17 protein-coding genes are annotated in these 18,727 nt (G+C 75.0%); 12 read left to right on the forward strand and 5 right to left on the reverse strand.

Features of this window, described 5'->3' with window-relative positions:
- Nucleotides 1-118: 118 nt before the first annotated feature.
- Complete coding sequence (locus ACZ462_RS00315) at nt 119-1,735, reverse strand: helix-turn-helix domain-containing protein (RefSeq protein WP_467808068.1); 1,617 nt, start codon at nt 1,733-1,735, stop codon at nt 119-121.
- A gap of 128 nt (nt 1,736-1,863) precedes the next feature.
- On the opposite strand from ACZ462_RS00315, the gene ACZ462_RS00320 reads away from it, so the two are divergent.
- Nucleotides 1,864-3,588, forward strand: a complete 1,725-nt coding sequence (locus tag ACZ462_RS00320) for a cell division protein PerM (RefSeq protein WP_467808067.1) — start codon at nt 1,864-1,866, stop codon at nt 3,586-3,588.
- Between the two features lie 80 nt (nt 3,589-3,668).
- Here the strand turns inward: ACZ462_RS00320 and ACZ462_RS00325 are convergent, their stop codons facing one another.
- Nucleotides 3,669-4,313, reverse strand: coding sequence for a hypothetical protein (locus ACZ462_RS00325; RefSeq protein WP_467808065.1), 645 nt, complete (start codon nt 4,311-4,313; stop codon nt 3,669-3,671).
- A gap of 326 nt (nt 4,314-4,639) precedes the next feature.
- On the opposite strand from ACZ462_RS00325, the gene purN reads away from it, so the two are divergent.
- Nucleotides 4,640-5,263 (forward strand): phosphoribosylglycinamide formyltransferase, encoded by a 624-nt coding sequence (purN, locus tag ACZ462_RS00330; protein WP_467808064.1) that lies wholly within the window; start codon nt 4,640-4,642, stop codon nt 5,261-5,263.
- Entirely contained in the window at nt 5,260-6,837 is a 1,578-nt protein-coding gene (purH, locus tag ACZ462_RS00335) for a bifunctional phosphoribosylaminoimidazolecarboxamide formyltransferase/IMP cyclohydrolase (protein ID WP_467808063.1), read from the forward strand. The genes purN and purH overlap by 4 nt, the downstream gene beginning before the upstream one ends.
- Nucleotides 6,838-6,937: 100 nt before the next feature.
- On the opposite strand, the gene ACZ462_RS00340 is transcribed toward purH, so the two are convergent.
- Nucleotides 6,938-7,558: a hypothetical protein gene (locus ACZ462_RS00340; protein WP_467808062.1), complete on the reverse strand. Its 621-nt coding sequence runs from the start codon at nt 7,556-7,558 to the stop codon at nt 6,938-6,940.
- Nucleotides 7,559-7,848: 290 nt separating this feature from the next.
- Between ACZ462_RS00340 and ACZ462_RS00345 the strand changes: the two genes are divergently transcribed.
- From ACZ462_RS00345 to ACZ462_RS00355, 3 genes are all read left to right on the forward strand, one after another.
- Nucleotides 7,849-8,712 (forward strand): bifunctional methylenetetrahydrofolate dehydrogenase/methenyltetrahydrofolate cyclohydrolase, encoded by an 864-nt coding sequence (locus ACZ462_RS00345; RefSeq protein WP_467808061.1) that lies wholly within the window; start codon nt 7,849-7,851, stop codon nt 8,710-8,712.
- On the forward strand, nt 8,702-9,130 hold the full coding sequence (locus tag ACZ462_RS00350) for a DUF3017 domain-containing protein (protein ID WP_467808060.1): 429 nt from the start codon (nt 8,702-8,704) through the stop codon (nt 9,128-9,130). The genes ACZ462_RS00345 and ACZ462_RS00350 overlap by 11 nt, the downstream gene beginning before the upstream one ends.
- Before the next feature lie 246 nt (nt 9,131-9,376).
- Nucleotides 9,377-10,366, forward strand: coding sequence for a malate dehydrogenase (locus ACZ462_RS00355; RefSeq protein ID WP_467808059.1), 990 nt, complete (start codon nt 9,377-9,379; stop codon nt 10,364-10,366).
- A gap of 63 nt (nt 10,367-10,429) precedes the next feature.
- On the opposite strand, the gene ACZ462_RS00360 is transcribed toward ACZ462_RS00355, so the two are convergent.
- Nucleotides 10,430-10,945: a carboxymuconolactone decarboxylase family protein gene (locus ACZ462_RS00360; RefSeq protein ID WP_467808057.1), complete on the reverse strand. Its 516-nt coding sequence runs from the start codon at nt 10,943-10,945 to the stop codon at nt 10,430-10,432.
- Between the two features lie 46 nt (nt 10,946-10,991).
- On the opposite strand from ACZ462_RS00360, the gene pdxR reads away from it, so the two are divergent.
- From pdxR to ACZ462_RS00380, 4 genes are all read left to right on the forward strand, one after another.
- Nucleotides 10,992-12,401 carry a MocR-like pyridoxine biosynthesis transcription factor PdxR gene (gene pdxR / locus ACZ462_RS00365; RefSeq protein WP_467808056.1) on the forward strand — a complete coding sequence of 470 codons (1,410 nt, stop codon included), beginning with the start codon at nt 10,992-10,994 and terminating at the stop codon, nt 12,399-12,401.
- A 33-nt stretch (nt 12,402-12,434) separates the two neighbouring features.
- On the forward strand, nt 12,435-12,962 hold the full coding sequence (locus tag ACZ462_RS00370; protein ID WP_467808055.1) for a MepB family protein: 528 nt from the start codon (nt 12,435-12,437) through the stop codon (nt 12,960-12,962).
- A gap of 132 nt (nt 12,963-13,094) precedes the next feature.
- Nucleotides 13,095-13,412 (forward strand): hypothetical protein, encoded by a 318-nt coding sequence (locus ACZ462_RS00375; protein WP_467808053.1) that lies wholly within the window; start codon nt 13,095-13,097, stop codon nt 13,410-13,412.
- A 5-nt stretch (nt 13,413-13,417) separates the two neighbouring features.
- The gene (locus ACZ462_RS00380; RefSeq protein ID WP_467808052.1) at nt 13,418-14,611 is read left to right on the forward strand and encodes a glutathionylspermidine synthase family protein; all 1,194 of its coding nucleotides are present in this window, start codon (nt 13,418-13,420) and stop codon (nt 14,609-14,611) included.
- A gap of 48 nt (nt 14,612-14,659) precedes the next feature.
- Here ACZ462_RS00380 and rocD read toward each other — a convergent pair whose 3' ends face one another.
- Nucleotides 14,660-15,865, reverse strand: coding sequence for an ornithine--oxo-acid transaminase (gene rocD / locus ACZ462_RS00385; RefSeq protein ID WP_467808050.1), 1,206 nt, complete (start codon nt 15,863-15,865; stop codon nt 14,660-14,662).
- A gap of 263 nt (nt 15,866-16,128) precedes the next feature.
- On the opposite strand from rocD, the gene ACZ462_RS00390 reads away from it, so the two are divergent.
- Both ACZ462_RS00390 and trpS read left to right on the forward strand, forming a co-directional pair.
- Nucleotides 16,129-17,397, forward strand: coding sequence for a serine hydroxymethyltransferase (locus ACZ462_RS00390; protein WP_467808049.1), 1,269 nt, complete (start codon nt 16,129-16,131; stop codon nt 17,395-17,397).
- A 199-nt stretch (nt 17,398-17,596) separates the two neighbouring features.
- Nucleotides 17,597-18,610 (forward strand): tryptophan--tRNA ligase, encoded by a 1,014-nt coding sequence (gene trpS / locus ACZ462_RS00395; protein ID WP_467808048.1) that lies wholly within the window; start codon nt 17,597-17,599, stop codon nt 18,608-18,610.
- Nucleotides 18,611-18,727: the final 117 nt, after the last annotated feature.

Below are 18,727 nucleotides of genomic sequence, written 5' to 3' on the forward strand. Positions count from 1 at the left end.
CTTCTTCCCTTTTTCCCCCCCCCCCCCCCCACCCATCCCCCCCCCCCCCCCCCCCCCCCCCCCCCCCCCCCCCCCCCCCCCCCCCCCCCGTACGCGCACCCGCGGGGCGGCACGCCGCTCACTCGGGGAGCGGCTCCAGGCGGTCGGTCCGGGCGGCCGGGTCGGCGCGCAGCTTCTCCTGGAGCTGCCGGCTCTCCTCGGTGAGCCGCTGGGGGCCGCTGAGCGGCGGCACCCCGGAGACGCTGGTGCCGGGGAAGACCGGGGGCTCGTACCGGGTGGGGGCGGTCGCCAGCGTGTAGGCCGTGGCCGCGGTGAGCAGCGCGGTCACCCCGGCGACGGTGCGGGACCAGCGCCGGGCGCGGTACTCGGCGGCCCCGCGGACCGCCGCGGCCGGGCGCGGCACGAGCCGTACGGGCGGCCGCAGTGCACCGAGCCGCTCCTGCAGCAGCGCCGCCCGCTCCTGCGGCGGCACCGCGGCCACCGCGGGGATGCGGCACGCGAGGTCGTCGTGGGCGTACAGCAGGCGGTGGCCGGCGGTCGGCGTCGTGGCCTCGGTCTCGGCGGCGGTGTCGGGGAGGTCGAGGCCCACGGCGTGGTACAGCAGGACGGTGCGGCGGTGGACCGGCGGCAGCGCCAGCACGGCGTCCATCAGGACGCGGTCGGCGGGGTCGACGGATCCGGCGGGCGGCTCGGGGTGCCGGTGGGCGCGCCGGAAGCGGTGCCAGGGGGAGAGGGCGTACTCGTGCGCGGCCGCCCGGACCCAGCCCACGGGGTCGGGGTCGGTGGCCACCTCGGGCCACCGCGCCCACGCCTGCTGGAACGCGCGCTCCACCGCCTCCAGGGCCAGCGGGCGGTTCCCGGTGAGCAGGTACGCCTGCCGGGCCAGGGCCGTGGCCGAGCGCCGGTACAGGGCGTCGAACGCCGCCCGCGGCCCGTCGACCGGACCCCCGGCCTCCGCCCCGGCCTCCGCCGCGGCCTCCTCCTCGGGCGCCTCGCCGGAGGGGTCCGCCGAGCCGGGCCCCTCCGCGCCGGGACCCGGGAGGGTCCCGGGCGAGCCGCCCGCAAGCGCATCGCGGCCCCGCGCCGCGGCACCCCCGGCGGCGGCGTCCGGGGCGGCGTGGGGGCCGGACTCCGGGGTGAGGGCGCCCGGGGTGGCGTACCTCCCCGGGCCCGGGTCGGGATTGGCAGGTGTGGCGTACGGGCCGGGCTCCGGGCCTGAGCTGCCCGGGATGGCGTACGGGCCGGGCTCCGATCCGGAGCTGCCCGGGATGGCGTACGGGCCGGGCTCCGGGCCTGAGCCGCCCGGGGCGGCGTACGGGTCCGGCATCGGGGTGGGGCCCGGCGGCGGGGGTGCCGGGTCCGCGGCCGGGACGGGGCCGGGGCGCGGCGGCGGGGTGTCGGGGCGCCGTACCGGCCCGGGCCGGGTGGCGGGGCGGCGCGGGGCGCGCGCGGGCGGCCCGGCCGCGGGGTCGGCGACCGCGCCCGGGCCGGGAACGGGCCCGCCGTCGGGCGGCCGTGACGGCCCGTCCGCGGCGCCGCGCGCCAACAGCCGCGCGTAGGCGGCCCGCTTGCGCCCGCGCGGGTGCGTGCGGCCCGCCTCCCAGGAGCGGACGGCGGCGCCGGAGACCCCCAGCAGCTCCGCGACCTGTTCGCACGTCAGGTCCGCCGCCTCGCGGAGCCGTCGGCGGTCCTCGGGCGAGGGGAGCCCGGCGGGCTCCCCGGTGCTCTCCGTCATGCCAGACTCCCCGCGCTTTGCCGATCACAGCAAACCTGCACGAAAAAGTACATAAACGTATATTGAGCGACACAACGGACATTCGCCTATTACCCACCCATAGCGCGTGTCGTTGGCACCATGGCGGAGTGACCCAATTGACCGACCGCGACGTGCCGTTGCCGACCGCGCCGCGCCACGCCGCCCCCCGGCGCAACCGTTCGCCCGAGGCCGCCGCCTGCGTGTTCGGCGGGGCCGTCGCCGCCGGGCTGGGGCTCGGCTTCCTCGCCGTCCTCGTGATCGTCCTGTGGATCAGCTCCCCCTACCCCGACAGCGGGCCCGGCGGGGCCCTCCACCTCGCTGCCGGCCTGTGGCTGCTCGCCCACGGCACCGAACTCGTCCGGTACGACACCCTCTCCGGCGTGCCCGCACCCGTCGGGGTGACGCCGCTGCTCCTGATCGCCCTGCCCGCCCTCCTCATGCGCCGCGCCGCGCGCCTCGGCAGCGCCTCCGGCGACGGCAGCGACGGGGACGAGGTACTGCCCGCCGGAGTCGTCTTCTCCGCGGTGCTCTGCGGCTACCTGGGCATGGGCTGCCTCGCCACCGTGTACGCGGCCGGCGGACCCATGCCCGCCGACCCCCTCAGCGCCGCCTGGCACGTCCCCCTCGTGGCCGTGCTCGCCGCGGCCGCCGGGGTGTGGGCGGCGAAGGGGCGCCCGCTCGGCCCGCTGCCGCACTGGGTCCCCGAAGTGCTGCGCAGGGCGGTCGTCCGCCCCCGCTACGCCGTCGCGGTCCGCGCCGGGACGGCCGGGGCGCTCTCCCTGGCCGGCGGCGGCGCGCTGCTCGTCGGCCTCTCGCTGGCCTGGCACGGCAAGGAGGTCGAAGGGGCCTTCCTCGCGCTCACCGGGGTGTGGTCGGGCCGCTTCGCGGTCCTGCTGCTCGCGCTCGCGCTGCTGCCGAACGCGATGGTGTGGGGCGCGGCGTACGCCCTGGGCCCCGGCTTCGCCCTCGGCGGCGGCGCGTCCGCCACCCCGCTCGGCTTCGAGGGGGCGCCCGCGCTGCCGCGGTTCCCGCTGCTGGCGGCGCTCCCCCCGGAGGGCCCGGGGACGCCGCTGACCTGCGCGACGGCGGTGCTGCCGGTGGCCGCCGGGCTCGTGGTCGGATGGTTCGCGGTGCGCCGGGCACGGGAGGTGCGGCGCGCGGAGACCGCGCTGACGGCGGCTCTGGGGGCGCTGGTGTGCGGGCTGCTGATGGCGGGGCTCGCGGCGGTCTCGGGAGGGCCGCTCGGCTCGGGGCGGCTGGCGGAGTTCGGGCCGGTGTGGTGGGCGACCGGGTCGGCCGCCTTCGCGTGGACGCTGGTTCTGGCCGTTCCCCTGGCCGTGGCGGTGCACTCGTGGCGGACGCGGCCGGCGCGCAAGGCCGCCGAGGCGGAGGAGGAGGCCCTCGCCGCCGGCGACGAGTGGCACACCGGCGGGGGGCGGGAGGTCCGCTGGGAGGCGCTGCGCCGTACGGCGGGCGCCCTGGTCCCGGACCTCGCCCCGGAACCTCCGGCGCCGCCCGCGGAGGCGTCCGCTCCGGCGGCGGACACACCGTCCGGGGGCCGCTCCCGCCGCCTCACGGTGGTCACGGGCCTCGGCATCGACCTGCCCGCCGCCCTGCACCGCCCCGCGCCGGACGGCTCCACCACGGATGGCCGAACCCCGCCCGCCGCGGCCGACCCCCCGCCCGGCCCGCCCCCGCAGGCCCCCGCCGGGGAACCGGAGCCCGGCGCCGCGCCCGCGGCCCCGGACGCCGTCCCGGCCCCCGCGGGGCGGCCGCTGGCCCCGCCGGTCGCCGGGGCCCGCGTCCTGGCCAGGCGCCGCCCGACCGCCTGAAGCCGACCGCCTGAAGCCGACCGCCTGAAGCCGACCGCGCCCGCCCCCGTACTGCGGGAGCGGGCGCGGCGGCCGGCCCGCTACTGGCGGACCTTGAGGACCTTGCCGAGGGGGTTGTCCGGCAGGAGGTCGTTGCACTGGAGCTCCGCCGCCTTCGTCAGGGCGTCGTCGCGGCAGATGTAGAAGTCCTTGTAGGCGATCTGCACGCCGTACGAGCCGAGGGCCAGGGCGATCGCCAGCGTCGCCGTGACGAGTCCGCCGACCGCGGCCGCCCGCTGCGGGCCCGCCGCCGGGCCGAGCGCGGCGAGACCGCCCCCGCCGCCCCCGCCGCCGGCCGGGCGGGCGTTCGCGCCGGAGGTGTCGGCCGCGGTCCCGGCGGCCGCCGCCGGCCTGCCCCTCAGGCCGCTGACGCCCCAGTACACCGCGAGCGCGCCGAGCAGCAGCCCCACCGACGGGATCCCGAAGATCCCGAAGAAGAACCCCCACATGCCGGCGAGCAGCGCGTAGCGGGCGCGCCGCTGCACGGGGTCGGTCGGGTCCCAGCGCGCCGGGCCGGCCGGCCCGCCCGGTCCCCCGGGGCCGCCCGGGCCGGCGGAGGGGTCCTGGCCGGGGCGGCCGCCGCCACCGCCGGGGCGGGGCTGCCACGGCTGGTCGGGCCGGCCCTCCGGGGGAGCCGCGAAGGGGTTGTCGTCGGTGGAGGAGTCGGGCTGGCGGCGGTCCGGCATCGAGTGCGTTACTTCCCCTGTGTCGTGGACGCCGGCCGCGCCCGGGTGCGGGGCGCCGGCGTCGGAATGCGTCGCGGGCGGCGTGCGTCGAAGTGCTGCGCGGTCCCCTCTCACCACGCCGTTCGCGGCCTGTACGCCAGACGCTACCCGCCGGCCGTCCCCCCGTCCCTCCGGGGCTGTCCGGTGTGCCGGTATCGTTGCAGGCGGTCGGCGGCTTCGTAGGGTCCCCCGTATATCGGGGTGTCGAAGTTTTGTACGACCGCACAAGACGAACGCCGCGCCCCCGGGGCCTCCCCGGGCGGCACCCACGCGAGAAAGGGCCTGTCATGGCCGCCTCCCGCCTGGTCGTCCTGGTCTCCGGATCCGGCACCAACCTCCAGGCCCTGCTCGACGCCATCGCTTCCCACCCCGGAGGGGCCGAGGGCTTCGGCGCCGAAGTCGTCGCCGTGGGGGCCGACCGCACCGGCATCGCCGGCCTGGAGCGGGCCGAGAAGGCGGGCATCCCGACCTTTGTCTGCCCGGTCGGTGACTACGCGAGCCGCGAGGAGTGGGACGCCGCCCTCACCGAGGCGACCGCGGCCCACGACCCCGACCTCGTCGTCTCCGCCGGGTTCATGAAGATCGTGGGCAAGGCCTTCCTCGCACGCTTCGGCGGCCGCTTCGTCAACACCCACCCCGCCCTGCTGCCCGCGTTCCCCGGCGCGCACGGCGTCCGGGACGCGCTCGCATACGGGGCGAAGGTCACCGGCTGCACCGTCCACTTCGTGGACGCCGGCGTGGACACCGGCCCGATCATCGCCCAGGGTGTCGTCGAGGTCAGGGACGGGGACGACGAGGCCGCTCTGCACGAGCGCATCAAGGAAGTCGAGCGCCGGCTGCTCGTCGACGTCGTGGGGCGCCTGGCCCGGCACGGCTACCGCATCGAGGGACGAAAGGTAACGATCCAGTGACCGCCGCAGAGAGCACCACGACGTCGCAGCGACCGATCCGGCGCGCGCTCGTCAGCGTCTACGACAAGACGGGACTGGAGGAGCTGGCCCGCGGCCTGCACGAGGCGGGCGTCGCGCTCGTCTCGACCGGCTCGACCGCCTCCCGCATCGCCGCCGCCGGCGTCCCCGTCACCAAGGTCGAGGAGCTGACCGGCTTCCCCGAGTGCCTGGACGGGCGCGTCAAGACGCTCCACCCGCGCGTGCACGCCGGCATCCTCGCCGACCTGCGCCAGGAGGACCACCGCAGCCAGCTGGCCGAGCTGGGCGTCGAGCCGTTCGACCTGGTCGTCGTCAACCTGTACCCGTTCCGGGAGACCGTCGCCTCCGGCGCCACGCCCGACGAGTGCGTCGAGCAGATCGACATCGGCGGCCCGTCCATGGTCCGCGCCGCCGCGAAGAACCACCCCTCGGTCGCCGTCGTCACCAGCCCCGAGCGGTACGGCGACGTCCTCGCCGCGGTCCGCGGCGGCGGCTTCGACCTGGCCGCCCGCAAGCGCCTGGCCGCCGAGGCGTTCCAGCACACGGCCGCCTACGACGTCGCCGTCGCGTCCTGGTTCACGAACGCGTACGCCCCCGAGCCGGAGGCCGCGCTGCCCGAGTTCCTGGCCGGCGCCTGGGACCGCAAGGCCGTCCTGCGCTACGGCGAGAACCCGCACCAGGCCGCGGCCCTCTACACCGACGGGCAGCCGGGCGGGCTCGCCAACGCCGAGCAGCTGCACGGCAAGGAGATGTCCTTCAACAACTACGTGGACACCGAGGCCGCCCGCCGGGCCGCCTACGACCACGAAGAGCCCTGCGTCGCGATCATCAAGCACGCCAACCCGTGCGGCATCGCGATCGGCGCCGACATCGCCGAGGCGCACCGCAAGGCGCACGCCTGCGACCCGCTGTCGGCCTTCGGCGGCGTCATCGCCGTCAACCGCCCGGTGACCGTCGAGCTCGCCGAGCAGATCGCGGAGATCTTCACCGAGGTCGTCGCGGCCCCCTCCTACGAGGACGGCGCGGTCGAGGTCCTCGCGAAGAAGAAGAACATCCGCGTGCTGCGCGTCGAGGGCAGCCCGCACCAGCCGGGCGACCTCAAGCCCATCTCGGGCGGCGCCGTCCTCCAGCAGAGCGACGTCTTCCAGGCCGAGGGCGACGACCCGGCGAACTGGACGCTGGCCACCGGCGAGGCGCTCGCCCCCGCCGAGCTCGCCGAGCTGGCGTTCGCATGGAAGGCCTGCCGGGCCGTGAAGTCCAACGCGATCCTGCTCGCCAAGGACGGCGCCTCGGTCGGCGTCGGCATGGGCCAGGTCAACCGCGTCGACTCCGCGCGCCTCGCCGTCGAGCGGGCCGGCGCCGAGCGCGCCCAGGGCTCGTACGCCGCGTCCGACGCGTTCTTCCCCTTCCCGGACGGGCTGGAGATCCTGACCGCCGCGGGCGTCAAGGCCGTCGTGCAGCCGGGCGGCTCGGTCCGCGACGAGCAGGTCGTCGGGGCCGCGAAGGCCGCCGGGGTGACCATGTACCTCACCGGCACCCGGCACTTCTTCCACTGAGCCGCGGCGCCCGCCCCACACGGCGAAGGCCGCGCCCCGCACGCTGCGGGGCGCGGCCTTCGCCGTGCCACGGGCTCCGTCGCGGCCCCTGCCGCGCGACTCAGTACCGCGGGCGGTTGAACCAGGCGGCCGAGTCCTTGTTGACGGCGGCGACGAGGAGCAGCACACCGATGGCGATGCCGATCACGTCGCCCACCACCGATCCGGCGTTGGCCTCCGCGCCGGCCAGGTTGGTGAAGTTGAGGAGGCTGAGGAGCAGGAACAGCACGGAGTAGACGATCGTCGTGACGCGGGTCCCGTTGCCGCCCTTGGCGAACTTCACGCCGAGCACGATCGCCCAGATGCCGAAGGCGATGGTGATGATGGCGACGACGGCGATGAGGCCGGCCGCGGCGTCCGCGGTGGAGCTGCTGCCGAGGCTGTCGCTGCTGGAGAGGAAGGCCGCGCCCAGCAGGGCGAGTATGCCGACGATCAGCTGGAAGCCCGCGATGATGAAGAGGAAGACGCGGGCCGTCTTCAGCAGGCCGGGCATCTGCATCGGCGCGCCCGGGTAGCCGCCGGGGCCGGCCGGGTAGCCGGGGTAGCCCTGCTGGGCCTGCTGCGGGTAGGCGTAGCCGCCGCCCTGCGCCGGGTAGCCCTGGGGCTGCTGCTGCGGGTAGCCGTAGCCGGGCTGGCCCTGCGGCTGCTGCCCGTACGGGTTGTTCGGGTCTCCGAAGCTCATGTTGCGGTGTTCCTCCGTGGAAGTGCGGGGACGCACGGCACGCACGGAGGCCGTTCTGTTCTGCGGTCCGCCCCCCGGCACTGCCCGCGGCAATCTCGTCCCGCCATCGTCGGCGCAGGCGGCGGACTTGTCCAGCGGCCGGAGCGGCGGCCCCGCCGCTTGTTGTGCAAGTGCAACGAACGGTGCAGGGCCGTGACATGGGCCCGGCGCGCGCCCGCGCCCGCCGCCGCGGGGGCCGCGCCGGACGGCGCGACTGGAACCGGGGGCACCAGATCCGGGAGGATGGGCGCATGACCGCCCAGATTCTCGACGGCAAGGCCACCGCAGCCGCGATCAAGTCCGAGCTGACCGCCCGTGTGGAGAGGCTCAAGGCCCAAGGCATCACCCCCGGCCTCGGCACCCTGCTGGTCGGGGACGACCCGGGCAGCCGCTGGTACGTCAACGGAAAGCACAAGGACTGCGCCGAGGTCGGCATCGAGTCGATCCGCCGCGAACTGCCCGCCACGGCGGCCCAGGAGGAGATCGAGGCGGTCGTCCGGGAGCTGAACGAGGACCCGGCCTGCACCGGCTACATCGTCCAACTGCCGCTGCCCAAGGGCATCGACACCAACCGCGTGCTGACGCTGATGGACCCGGACAAGGACGCCGACGGCCTCCACCCGGCCTCGCTGGGCCGCCTCGTCCTGAACGAGCCCGGCCCGCTGCCCTGCACTCCGAACGGGATCGTGGAGCTGCTGCGCCGCCACGGCGTGGAGATCAACGGCGCGCACGTGGTCGTCGTCGGCCGCGGCATCACCGTCGGCCGCTCCATCGGGCTGCTCCTGACCCGCAAGTCGGAGAACGCCACCGTGACGCTCTGCCACACCGGCACCCGCGACCTGTCCTCGCTGCTGCGGCAGGCCGACATCATCGTGGCCGCCGCAGGCGTCGCGCACCTGGTCAAGCCGGAGGACGTCAAGCCCGGCGCGGCCGTCCTCGACGTCGGCGTCTCCCGCGACGACGACGGCAGGATCGTCGGGGACGTGCACCCCGGCGTCGCCGAGGTCGCCGGCTGGATCTCGCCGAACCCGGGCGGCGTCGGCCCGATGACCCGCGCGGAACTCCTCGTCAACGTGGTCGAGGCCGCGGAACGGCAGGCCGCCAGTGCAGGCTGAGCACGGCACCGGGCAGGGCCCCGCCGCCGCGGCGGCGAAGTCGCGCCGCTTCCCGTCCCTCACCCGGGACACGGCCCGCCCCGAGGGCGCCGGCCGGGCCGGGCCGGGGACCGCGCTCACCTCCCGCCAATGGCCGATGCTCAGCGTCCTCGCCGCGACCGCGGTCGGCCTGCTGTGCACCGCCCTCGGGGCCGTCCGGGCGGGCTGCCTCGTCATCGGGGTGGCCCTGCTCGCGGCCGCCGTGCTGCGGCGCGCCCTCCCCGACGTGGGCATGCTCGCCGTACGCTCCCGCTTCACCGACATGATCACGTACGGGGTGCTGGGCGCGGCGATCACGCTGCTGGCGCTGGTCGTCGGTCCCCACCCGCTGCTGAAGATCCCGTTCCTGGAGGACGCGGTCCGCTTCACCGTCCGCTGACGGCCGCCTGCCGATCCACCCGTCCGGGCGAGCCCGCCGGGTGGAATCCGCGGCGGCAGCGGCCCCCGGGCCTTCGAACCCGCCCGGTCCGTGTGCCGCGGACCACACGGACCGGGGGGTTGGGCCCGTGAGGAGTCGGATAGCCTGACGCCGGATGTCTCTTCACGTCAAGATTCGCAGGGAAGCGGCGTCCGCCAGCACACGGGGCGGGGACGCCCCACCGCCAGCTGTCTAACGGAGAAGGCCATGACCCGCACTCCTGTGAATGTCACCGTCACCGGCGCCGCCGGCCAGATCGGCTACGCGCTGCTCTTCCGCATCGCCTCCGGTCACCTGCTCGGCGCGGACGTGCCGGTCAGGCTCCGCCTCCTGGAGATCCCCCAGGGCCTGAAGGCCGCCGAGGGCACCGCCATGGAGCTCGACGACTGCGCCTTCCCGCTCCTCAAGGGCATCGACATCTTCGACGACCCGAACCAGGCCTTCGACGGCGCCAACGTGGCGCTGCTGGTCGGCGCCCGCCCCCGCACCAAGGGCATGGAGCGCGGCGACCTGCTGTCCGCCAACGGCGGCATCTTCAAGCCGCAGGGCAAGGCCATCAACGACCACGCCGCGGACGACATCAGGGTCCTCGTCGTCGGCAACCCGGCCAACACCAACGCCCTGATCGCCCAGGCCGCCGCCCCGGACGTACCGGCCGAGCGCTTCACCGCGATGACCCGCCTGGACCACAACCGCGCGATCTCGCAGCTCGCGAAGAAGACCGGCGCCGACGTCACCGACATCAAGCGCCTGACCATCTGGGGCAACCACTCGGCCACCCAGTACCCGGACGTCTTCCACGCGGAGATCGCCGGCAAGAACGCCGCCGAGGCCATCGGCGACCAGGCGTGGCTGGCCGACGAGTTCATCCCGACCGTCGCCAAGCGCGGCGCCGCCATCATCGAGGCCCGCGGCGCGTCCTCGGCCGCCTCCGCCGCCAACGCGGCCATCGACCACGTCCACACGTGGGTCAACGGCACCGCCGAGGGCGACTGGACCTCCATGGGCATCCCGTCGGACGGCTCCTACGGCGTCCCCGCCGGCCTGATCTCCTCCTTCCCCGTCACCTGCAAGGACGGCAAGTACGAGATCGTCCAGGGCCTGGACGTCAACGAGTTCTCCCGTGCGCGCATCGACGCGTCCGTGGCGGAGCTCATCGAGGAGCGCGACGCGGTCCGCGAGCTCGGCCTCATCTGACGACACGGCAAGGGGGCCCCGGCGCAGCAGCGCCCGGGGCCCCCTTGCCGTTCCCCGCGCCCGTCAGCCGCGCGGGCCGCCGGGCGTGTAGCCGCCCGGCACCATCCGGGTGGTGACGGCGAAGCGGTTCCAGACGTTGATCGTCGCGATGACGGTGATGAGCTGGGCCAGCTCCTGCTCCCCGAAGTGCTTCGCGGCCCGGTCGTACACCTCGTCCGGGACGAAGCCGTCCGTCAGGACGGTGACGGCCTCGGTCAGTTCGATCGCGGCGATCTCCCGCTCGGTGTAGAAGTGCCGCGACTCCTCCCAGGCGCTCAGCTGGACGATGCGCTGCACGCTCTCCCCGGCGGCGAGTGCGTCCTTGGTGTGCATGTCGAGGCAGAACGCGCAGTGGTTGAGCTGCGAGGCGCGGATCTTGACGAGTTCGAGGAGGACCGGGTCCATGCCCTTGCGGGTGGCCGCCTCCAGCGCGACGACGGCCTTGTAGATCTCGGGGACCTGCCGGGCCAGGTTCATGCGGGGGGTGTGCTCGGCGCAGCGGTCGGAAGGGGCGGGAGTGTGCGTCTCGTCGGTGGTCATGACCTCACCCTAGGGAGCAGGCGGACCGCGGATATGGTCCATCTCCATGACGGAATCCCGGGCCACTTTCGGAGCCGACCTGCACCTGGAGCTGTCCGCCGGACGGGGTCTGCGGGCGGGCCTCGCCGAGGCGCTGCGGGACGCCGCGCGCAGCGGCCGCCTCGCGCCCGGCACCCGGCTGCCGTCCTCCCGCTCGCTCGCCGCGGACCTCGGCATCGCCCGCAACACCGTCGCCGAGGCGTACGCGGAACTCGTCGCCGAGGGGTGGCTGACAGCCCGCCAGGGCTCCGGTACCCGCGTCGCGGAGCGCGCCCGGCCGCGCCGGCCGGGTCCGGGCGCCGCGGCCGCCCCGCCGCCGCGGCCGCCGGTGCGGCGGGGGCCCGCGTACGACCTGACGGCGGGCAGCCCCGACCTGGGCGGCTTCCCGCGCGCCGCCTGGCTGGCGGCGGCCCGCCGGGCGATCGCCGGCGCGCCGAACGAGGCCTTCGGGTACGCCGCCGACCCGCGCGGCCGCACCGAACTGCGGGAGGCCCTCGCGGGCTATCTGGCGCGGGCGCGAGGGGTGTACGCGGACCCCGGGCGGATCGTGCTGTGCGCGGGCTTCGCGCACGGCCTGACCCTGCTGGCGAAGGTGCTGCGGGCCCGCCGGGTCCGCGAGGTCGCCGTGGAGGGGTACGGCCTGGACGTGCACCGGGACCTGCTGGAGCGGCGCGGGCTGCGGACGGTGCCGCTCCCGGTGGACGCCGCCGGGGCGTGCACGGACCGGCTGCCGGGCCTCGCCGCCGGGGCGGTGCTCCTCACCCCCGCCCACCAGTTCCCGACCGGGGTCGCCCTGACGCCGAGCCGGCGGGCCGCCGCCGTCGACTGGGCGCGGACCACCGGCGGGCTGGTCGTGGAGGACGACTACGACGGGGAGTTCCGCTACGACCGCCAGCCGGTCGGCGCCCTCCAGGGCCTCGACCCGGAGCGGGTGGTCTACCTCGGCACGGCGAGCAAGTCCCTGGCGCCGGGCCTGCGGATGGGCTGGATGGTGGTGCCGGCGGGGCTGCTGGACGAGGTCCTCGCCGCGAAGGGGCCGGCGGAGTGGGCGGCGGGCGCCCTGGACCAGCTCACCCTCGCCGAGTTCATCCGCTCCGGGGCGTACGACCGGCACGTGCGCGGCATGCGGCTGCGCTACCGGCGCCGCCGCGACGAACTCCTCGCCGCGGTGTCGGGGCGGGTCGCCGTCTCCGGGATCGCAGCGGGCCTGCACGCCGTCCTCGACCTCCCCGAGGGCACCCAGCAGGGCGTGCTGCGGGCGGCGGCCTGGCACGGCCTGGCACTGGAGACGCTCTCGCGGCACGCCCATCCGGAGGCCGGGCTGCCGCCGCGCGAGGCCCTGGTCGTCGGCTACGGCACCCCGCCGCCGAGTGCCTGGTCGCCGTCGCTCGCGGCGCTGGTGGCGTCCCTGCCGTGACCGTGTGTCCGAGGGCGGTGGCAGGATGGGGGGATGGCGACTGACCTGGTGTGGGCGGGGCTCCACGAAGAGCTGGCGGCGGCGAAGGCGGCCGTGTACGACCCGGGCGGCTTCGCCTGCACCCCGCCCGTGCCGGAGCCGGAGAGCGCCGAGTACGCGGCCTGCGCGTTCACGCTCGACGGCCGAGCGGTCCGGTTCCGGGCGGCCAAGACCACCCCGCGGAAGGCGGGCCTGTTCGTCACGGTGTGGCAGCGGTCCGAGGAGGGGCCGATCCGGCCTTTCGACGCCGCCGACGGGGTGGACCTCTTCGTCGTCGCCGTCCGCGACGCCGGCGGCCGCGGGCAGTTCGTGTTCCCGACGGGGGTGCTGTGCGAGCGGGGCGTCGTCTCCCGCGGAGGCTCCGGCGGGAAGCGGGGCTTCCGGGTCTATCCGCCGTGGGCGCAGACCACGAGCCGTCAGGCCGGCGCCACCCAGGCGTGGCAGACCGCCCACTTCCTTCCTTTCGAACCGGACGGCGCCGCCGACCCGGCCCGCGCCCGCGCCCTCTACGGCGCCGGCTGAGGAACAGACCGCGGGCCGAACGGGCAAACCATCCCCGATCCATACGAAAAGCGACTTTCGATCATGGAGGGGTTGCGCAGGTTTCCCTGGCCGGATTCCATCCCCTCGACACCCCGTTCTAGTCTGTCGGCCATGGACAGCAGCAGCAGCACCAGCACCCGACGCCGTATGCGCTCCGGCGGCGTCGCCATCGGCGGCATGGGCCTGCTCGCCGCGGCACTCGTCGCCTGCGGCAGCAGCAAGGAGCCGGACAAGCGCTGTGTCGACCGCGTGACCCTGGAGAAGCTCAACAACCGCGAGTGCAAGAGCGGCAGCAGCAGCCGGGGCGGCCACGCCGCGTACTACTACGGCGGCAGCGTCTCCGGGAACAAGGTCTCGGGCGGCAGCTTCGACAAGTCCGCCGTCACCCGCGGCGGCATCGGCGGCCACTCCTCCTCCAGCGGCGGCTGAGCCCCTTGCGGCGCCACACCATCGAACCCCGCCCCGGCTGGCAGCAGACCGTCGAGGAGCAGGGCCTGATCTACCCGCTCACCCGCTACCCCGACGACTCCCTGCGCCCCTACTGGGACGAGAGCGCCTACTACTCCTTCTCGCTCCCCGAGGTGGAGGCGCTGGAAGGGGTCGTCGAGGAGCTGCACGCCATGTGCCTGGCCGCCGCCGAGCACATCGTCGCCGAGGACCGCTTCGCCGACCTCGGCATCACCGACCGCAGACTGGCCGCGCTGGTCGCCGAGTCCTGGCGGCGCCGCGCCGAACAGCCCTCGCTCTACGGCCGCTTCGACCTCTGCTACGACGGCACGGGCCCGGCCAAGATGCTGGAGTACAACGCCGACACCCCGACCTCCCTCGTCGAGGCGGCCAGCCCGCAGTGGTTCTGGATGGAGGAGCGCTTCCCCGGCGCCGACCAGTGGAACTCCCTGCACGAGCGGCTCGTCGACGCCTGGCGGCGCCAGGCCGAACTGCTGCCGCCCGGCCCGGTGCACTTCGCGCACTCGGAGACCGACGAGATCGGCGAGGACCTGATGACGGTCGTCTACCTGGAGGAGACCGCCCAGCAGGCCGGCCTGGAGACCGAGGCGCTCGCCGTCGAGAAGATCGGCTGGGACCGCCTGTCGGGCCGCTTCGTGGACCAGAACCTGCGCTTCATCCGCAGCTGCTTCAAGCTCTACCCGTGGGAGTGGCTGGCCACCGACGCGTTCGGCCCGCACGTCCTCGACACCTACGACCACGGCGGCGGCACCGGAACCACCTGCTGGATCGAGCCGCTGTGGAAGATGCTGCTCTCCAACAAGGCGCTGCTGGCGATCCTGTGGGAGCTCTTCCCCGAGCACCCCAACCTGCTGCCCGCCTACCTCGACGGGCCGCGCGAGCTCGCCGGTACGACCGGCTTCGCCGCGAAGCCGCTGCTCGGCCGCGAGGGCGCCGGCGTGGCCCTGCACCCGGCGGGCCCGGACGCCCGGCCCTTCACCCCGGCCGAGGGCGAGACCTACGTCTACCAGGCCCTCTCCCCGCTGCCCGACTTCGACGGCAACCGCGTCGTGCTCGGCGCGTGGGTCGTCGAGGAGGAGGCGGCCGGCCTCGGCATCCGCGAGTCCGCGGGGCCGATCACGGACGAGTACGCCCGCTTCCTGCCCCACGTCATCCTGTAGCCGCCCCGGCCGGGGGCCCCGCCGGTGCGGGGCCCCCCGGCCGCCCGGTCAGGACGCCAGCACCGCGCGCAGCTGGTCCAGCCCCCAGTCGAGGTCCTCCTTGCCGATCACCAGGGGCGGCGCGATCCGGATCGTCGCCCCGTGCGTGTCCTTCACCAGCACGCCGCGCTCCATCAGCCGCTGCGAGACCTCCCGGCCCGTGCCGTGCGCCGGGTCGATGTCGACGCCCGCCCACAGGCCGCGCCCGCGCACCGCGGTCACCGCGCCGCTGCCGACCAGCAGGTTCAGCTCCCGGTGCAGGTGGTCGCCCAGTTCGGCCGCCCGCTGCTGGTACTCGCCGGTGCGCAGCATCGCCACCACCTCCAGGCCCACCGCGCAGGCCAGCGGGTTGCCGCCGAAGGTCGAGCCGTGCTCGCCCGGCTTGAACACCCCGAGGACGTCCCGGTCGGCGACGACCGCCGAGACCGGGACGACGCCGCCGCCGAGCGCCTTGCCGAGCAGGTACACGTCCGGGACGACGTCCTCGTGCTGGCAGGCGAACGTCCGGCCCGTCCGCCCCAGGCCCGACTGGATCTCGTCCGCCATGAACAGCACGTTCCGCTCGCGCGTCAGCTCGCGTACGCCCTTCAGGTAGCCGGCCGGCGGCACCAGCACCCCCGCCTCGCCCTGGATCGGCTCCAGCAGCACGGCCACCGTGTTCGGGGTGACCGCCTGCGCCAGCGCGGTCAGGTCGCCGTACGGCACGATCTCGAAGCCGGGCGTGTACGGGCCGAAGTGGTCGCGGGCCTCGTGGTCGGTGGAGAAGCTGACGATCGTGGTGGTCCGGCCGTGGAAGTTGTCCGCCGCGACGACGATCTTGGCGTGGCCGTCCGGGACGCCCTTGACCTCGTAGCCCCACTTGCGGGCCGTCTTCACGCCCGTCTCCACCGCCTCCGCGCCGGTGTTCATCGGCAGCACCATGTCCTTGCCGCACAGCGCGGCGAGTTCGGTGCAGAAGTCGGCGAAGCGGTCGTGGTGGAAGGCCCGGGAGGTGAGGGTGACGCGCTCCAGCTGCGCCCGTGCCGCGGCCAGCAGGCGGGGGTTGCAGTGGCCGAAGTTGAGCGCCGAGTAGCCCGCGAGCATGTCGAGGTAGCGGCGGCCCTCCACGTCGGTCATCCAGGCGCCCTCCGCCGTCGCCACGACGACGGGCAGCGGGTGGTAGTTGTGCGCGCTGTGCGCCTCGGCGGACGCGATGGCATCTGCGGTGGTCGACACGGGGTCTCCGATCGTCGGTCACGGGCGGGGGCGGGCCGCGGGGTGTCGGCCCCGAACCCGTCCCTCGTACACCGCTATACGTCGCTCGTATACCGGACGCGGAAACCTCCCGGCGCAGGCGGCGGCTAAGGTGGGCGGTACGCACGGCGACTGGCGCACGGGGAACGGACTCCGGGGGAGTCGTGCGCGCACGACCGCACACAGGGCCGCCCGCCTGGGCCTCGCGGGGACGAGACTTGGACATCGACCCCGGAGGAGCCGCCGTGACCGCGCCCCGCCATCCCGCCCTGACCGCGACCGACCCCGAACTCGCCTCGTTCGTCGCCGCGGAGGAAGACCTCCAGGCGCGGACGCTGCGCCTGATCCCCAGCGAGAACTACGTGTCGGCGGCCGTGCTGGAGGCCTCCGGCACCGTGCTGCAGAACAAGTACAGCGAGGGCTACCCGGGCCGCCGCTACTACGAGGGCCAGCAGAACATCGACCGCATCGAGGCGCTGGCCGTCGAGCGGGCGAAGGGCCTGTTCGGCGTCGACCACGCCAACGTGCAGCCGTACTCCGGCTCGCCCGCCAACCTCGCCGTCTATCTGGCCTTCGCCAAGCCCGGCGACACGGTGATGGGCATGGCGCTGCCGATGGGCGGGCACCTGACGCACGGCTGGGGGGTCTCCGCGACCGGCTCCTGGTTCCGCGGCGTGCAGTACGGCGTGTCCGCGGACACCGGCCTGATCGACTACGACGCCGTCCGCGACCTCGCCCTCGCCGAACGCCCGAAGATCATCTTCTGTGGCGGCACCGCCCTGCCCCGCACCATCGACTTCGAGGCCTTCGCCTCGATCGCCAAGGAGGCCGGCTCCGTCCTCGTCGCGGACGTCGCCCACATCGCCGGCCTCATCGCCGGGGGCGCCCACCCCTCCCCGGTGGGCCACGTCGACGTGGTCTCCACCACCACCCACAAGACGCTCCGCGGCCCGCGCGGCGCGATGCTGATGTGCCGCGAGGAGCACGCCAAGGCCATCGACAAGGCCGTCTTCCCCGGCCTCCAGGGCGGCCCCCACAACCAGACCACCGCCGGCATCGCCGTGGCCCTGCACGAGGCGGCCCAGCCCGCCTTCACCCGCTACGCGCACGCGGTCGTCGCCAACGCCAGGGCCCTCGCGCAGGCCCTCCTGGAGCGGGGCTTCGACCTGGTCTCCGGCGGCACCGACAACCACCTCGTCCTGATCGACCTCACCGGCAAGGGCGTCCCCGGCAAGACCGCCGCCAAGGCCCTCGACCGGGCCGGCATCGTCGTGAACTACAACACGGTGCCCTTCGACCCGCGCAAGCCGTTCGACCCCTCCGGCATCCGCATCGGCACCCCCTCGCTGACCTCCCGGGGCCTGGGCACCGGGCACATGCCGCAGGTCGCCGAGTGGATCTCCCGCGCGGTGGACGCCGCCGCGGCCGGGGACGAGCCGGCACTGGCCGCGATCCGCGCCGAGGTCGCCGACCTCATGGCCGCGCACCCCGCCCCCGGCCTGCCCGTGGCCTGACCGCACAGGAAGCGGCCCCGGCCGGAACCGGCCGCCCGGCCGGGGCGGTATCCCCACACCCCCTACGCCCGGGTAGGCCGCCCCGCGGCGGGAACCCGGCGCCACCGGCGCCGCGGCCCCGCCCCGGCCCCGGCGGGAACCGGCGGCTTCCGGCCGCCGAACGGCCGGAGTCGGCCCCCGCACCTGAGAGAATGGGCCCATGGCTTCTGACCGTCCCCGCGCGCTCTCCGGCATCCAGCCCACCTCCGGCTCGTTCCACCTCGGGAACTACCTCGGAGCGATCCGCCAGTACGTCGCACTCCAGGAGACGCACGACGCGTTCTACATGGTGGTCGACCTGCACGCGATCACCATGCCGCAGGACCCGAAGGACCTCCGCGCGAACACCCGGCTCTCCGCCGCCCAGCTGCTCGCCGCCGGCCTCGACCCGGAGCGCTGCACCCTCTTCATCCAGAGCCACGTCCCCGAGCACGCGCAGCTCGGATGGGTCATGAACTGCATCACCGGCTTCGGAGAGGCCAGCCGGATGACGCAGTTCAAGGACAAGTCCGCCAAGGGCGGCGTCAACAACGCCAGCGTCGGCCTGTTCACGTACCCGATCCTCCAGGTCGCCGACATCCTGCTCTACCAGGCGAACGCCGTCCCGGTCGGCGAGGACCAGCGCCAGCACATCGAGCTGACCCGCGACCTCGCGGAGCGCTTCAACCAGCGCTTCGGGCAGACCTTCACGGTCCCCGCCGCGCACATCGTCAAGGAGGTCGCCAAGATCTACGACCTCCAGGACCCCGCGATCAAGATGTCGAAGTCGGCGTCCTCGCCCAAGGGCCTGATCAACCTCCTCGACGAGCCCAAGGCCACCGAGAAGAAGATCAAGAGCGCGGTGACCGACACCGGCACCGAGATCCGCTTCGACGCCGAGAAGAAGCCCGGCGTCAGCAACCTGCTCACCATCTACTCCACCCTCACCGGCGAGACGGTCCCCGCGCTGGAGGCCCGCTACGAGGGCAAGGGCTACGGCGCCCTGAAGACCGACCTCGCCGCCGTGATGGTCGACTTCGTCACACCCTTCCGCCGGCGCACCCAGGAATTCCTGGACGACCCGGAGACGTTGGACGCGATCCTGGCCAAGGGCGCCGAGAAGGCCCGCGCCGTCGCCTCCGAGACCCTCGCCCAGGCCTACGACCGGCTCGGGTTCCTCCCCGCCAAGCACTGACGCGGGCCGCCGGGCCCGCCGGCGGGACGGAAGGGCGCTGGCCATCCGGGGCCCCCTGGCCGCACACTGGGCCGGGCGGCACAGCACGCATCCGGCAGACGCAGACGCAGACGACCA

It is taken from the genome of Streptomyces sp. NPDC031121 (assembly GCF_055570615.1).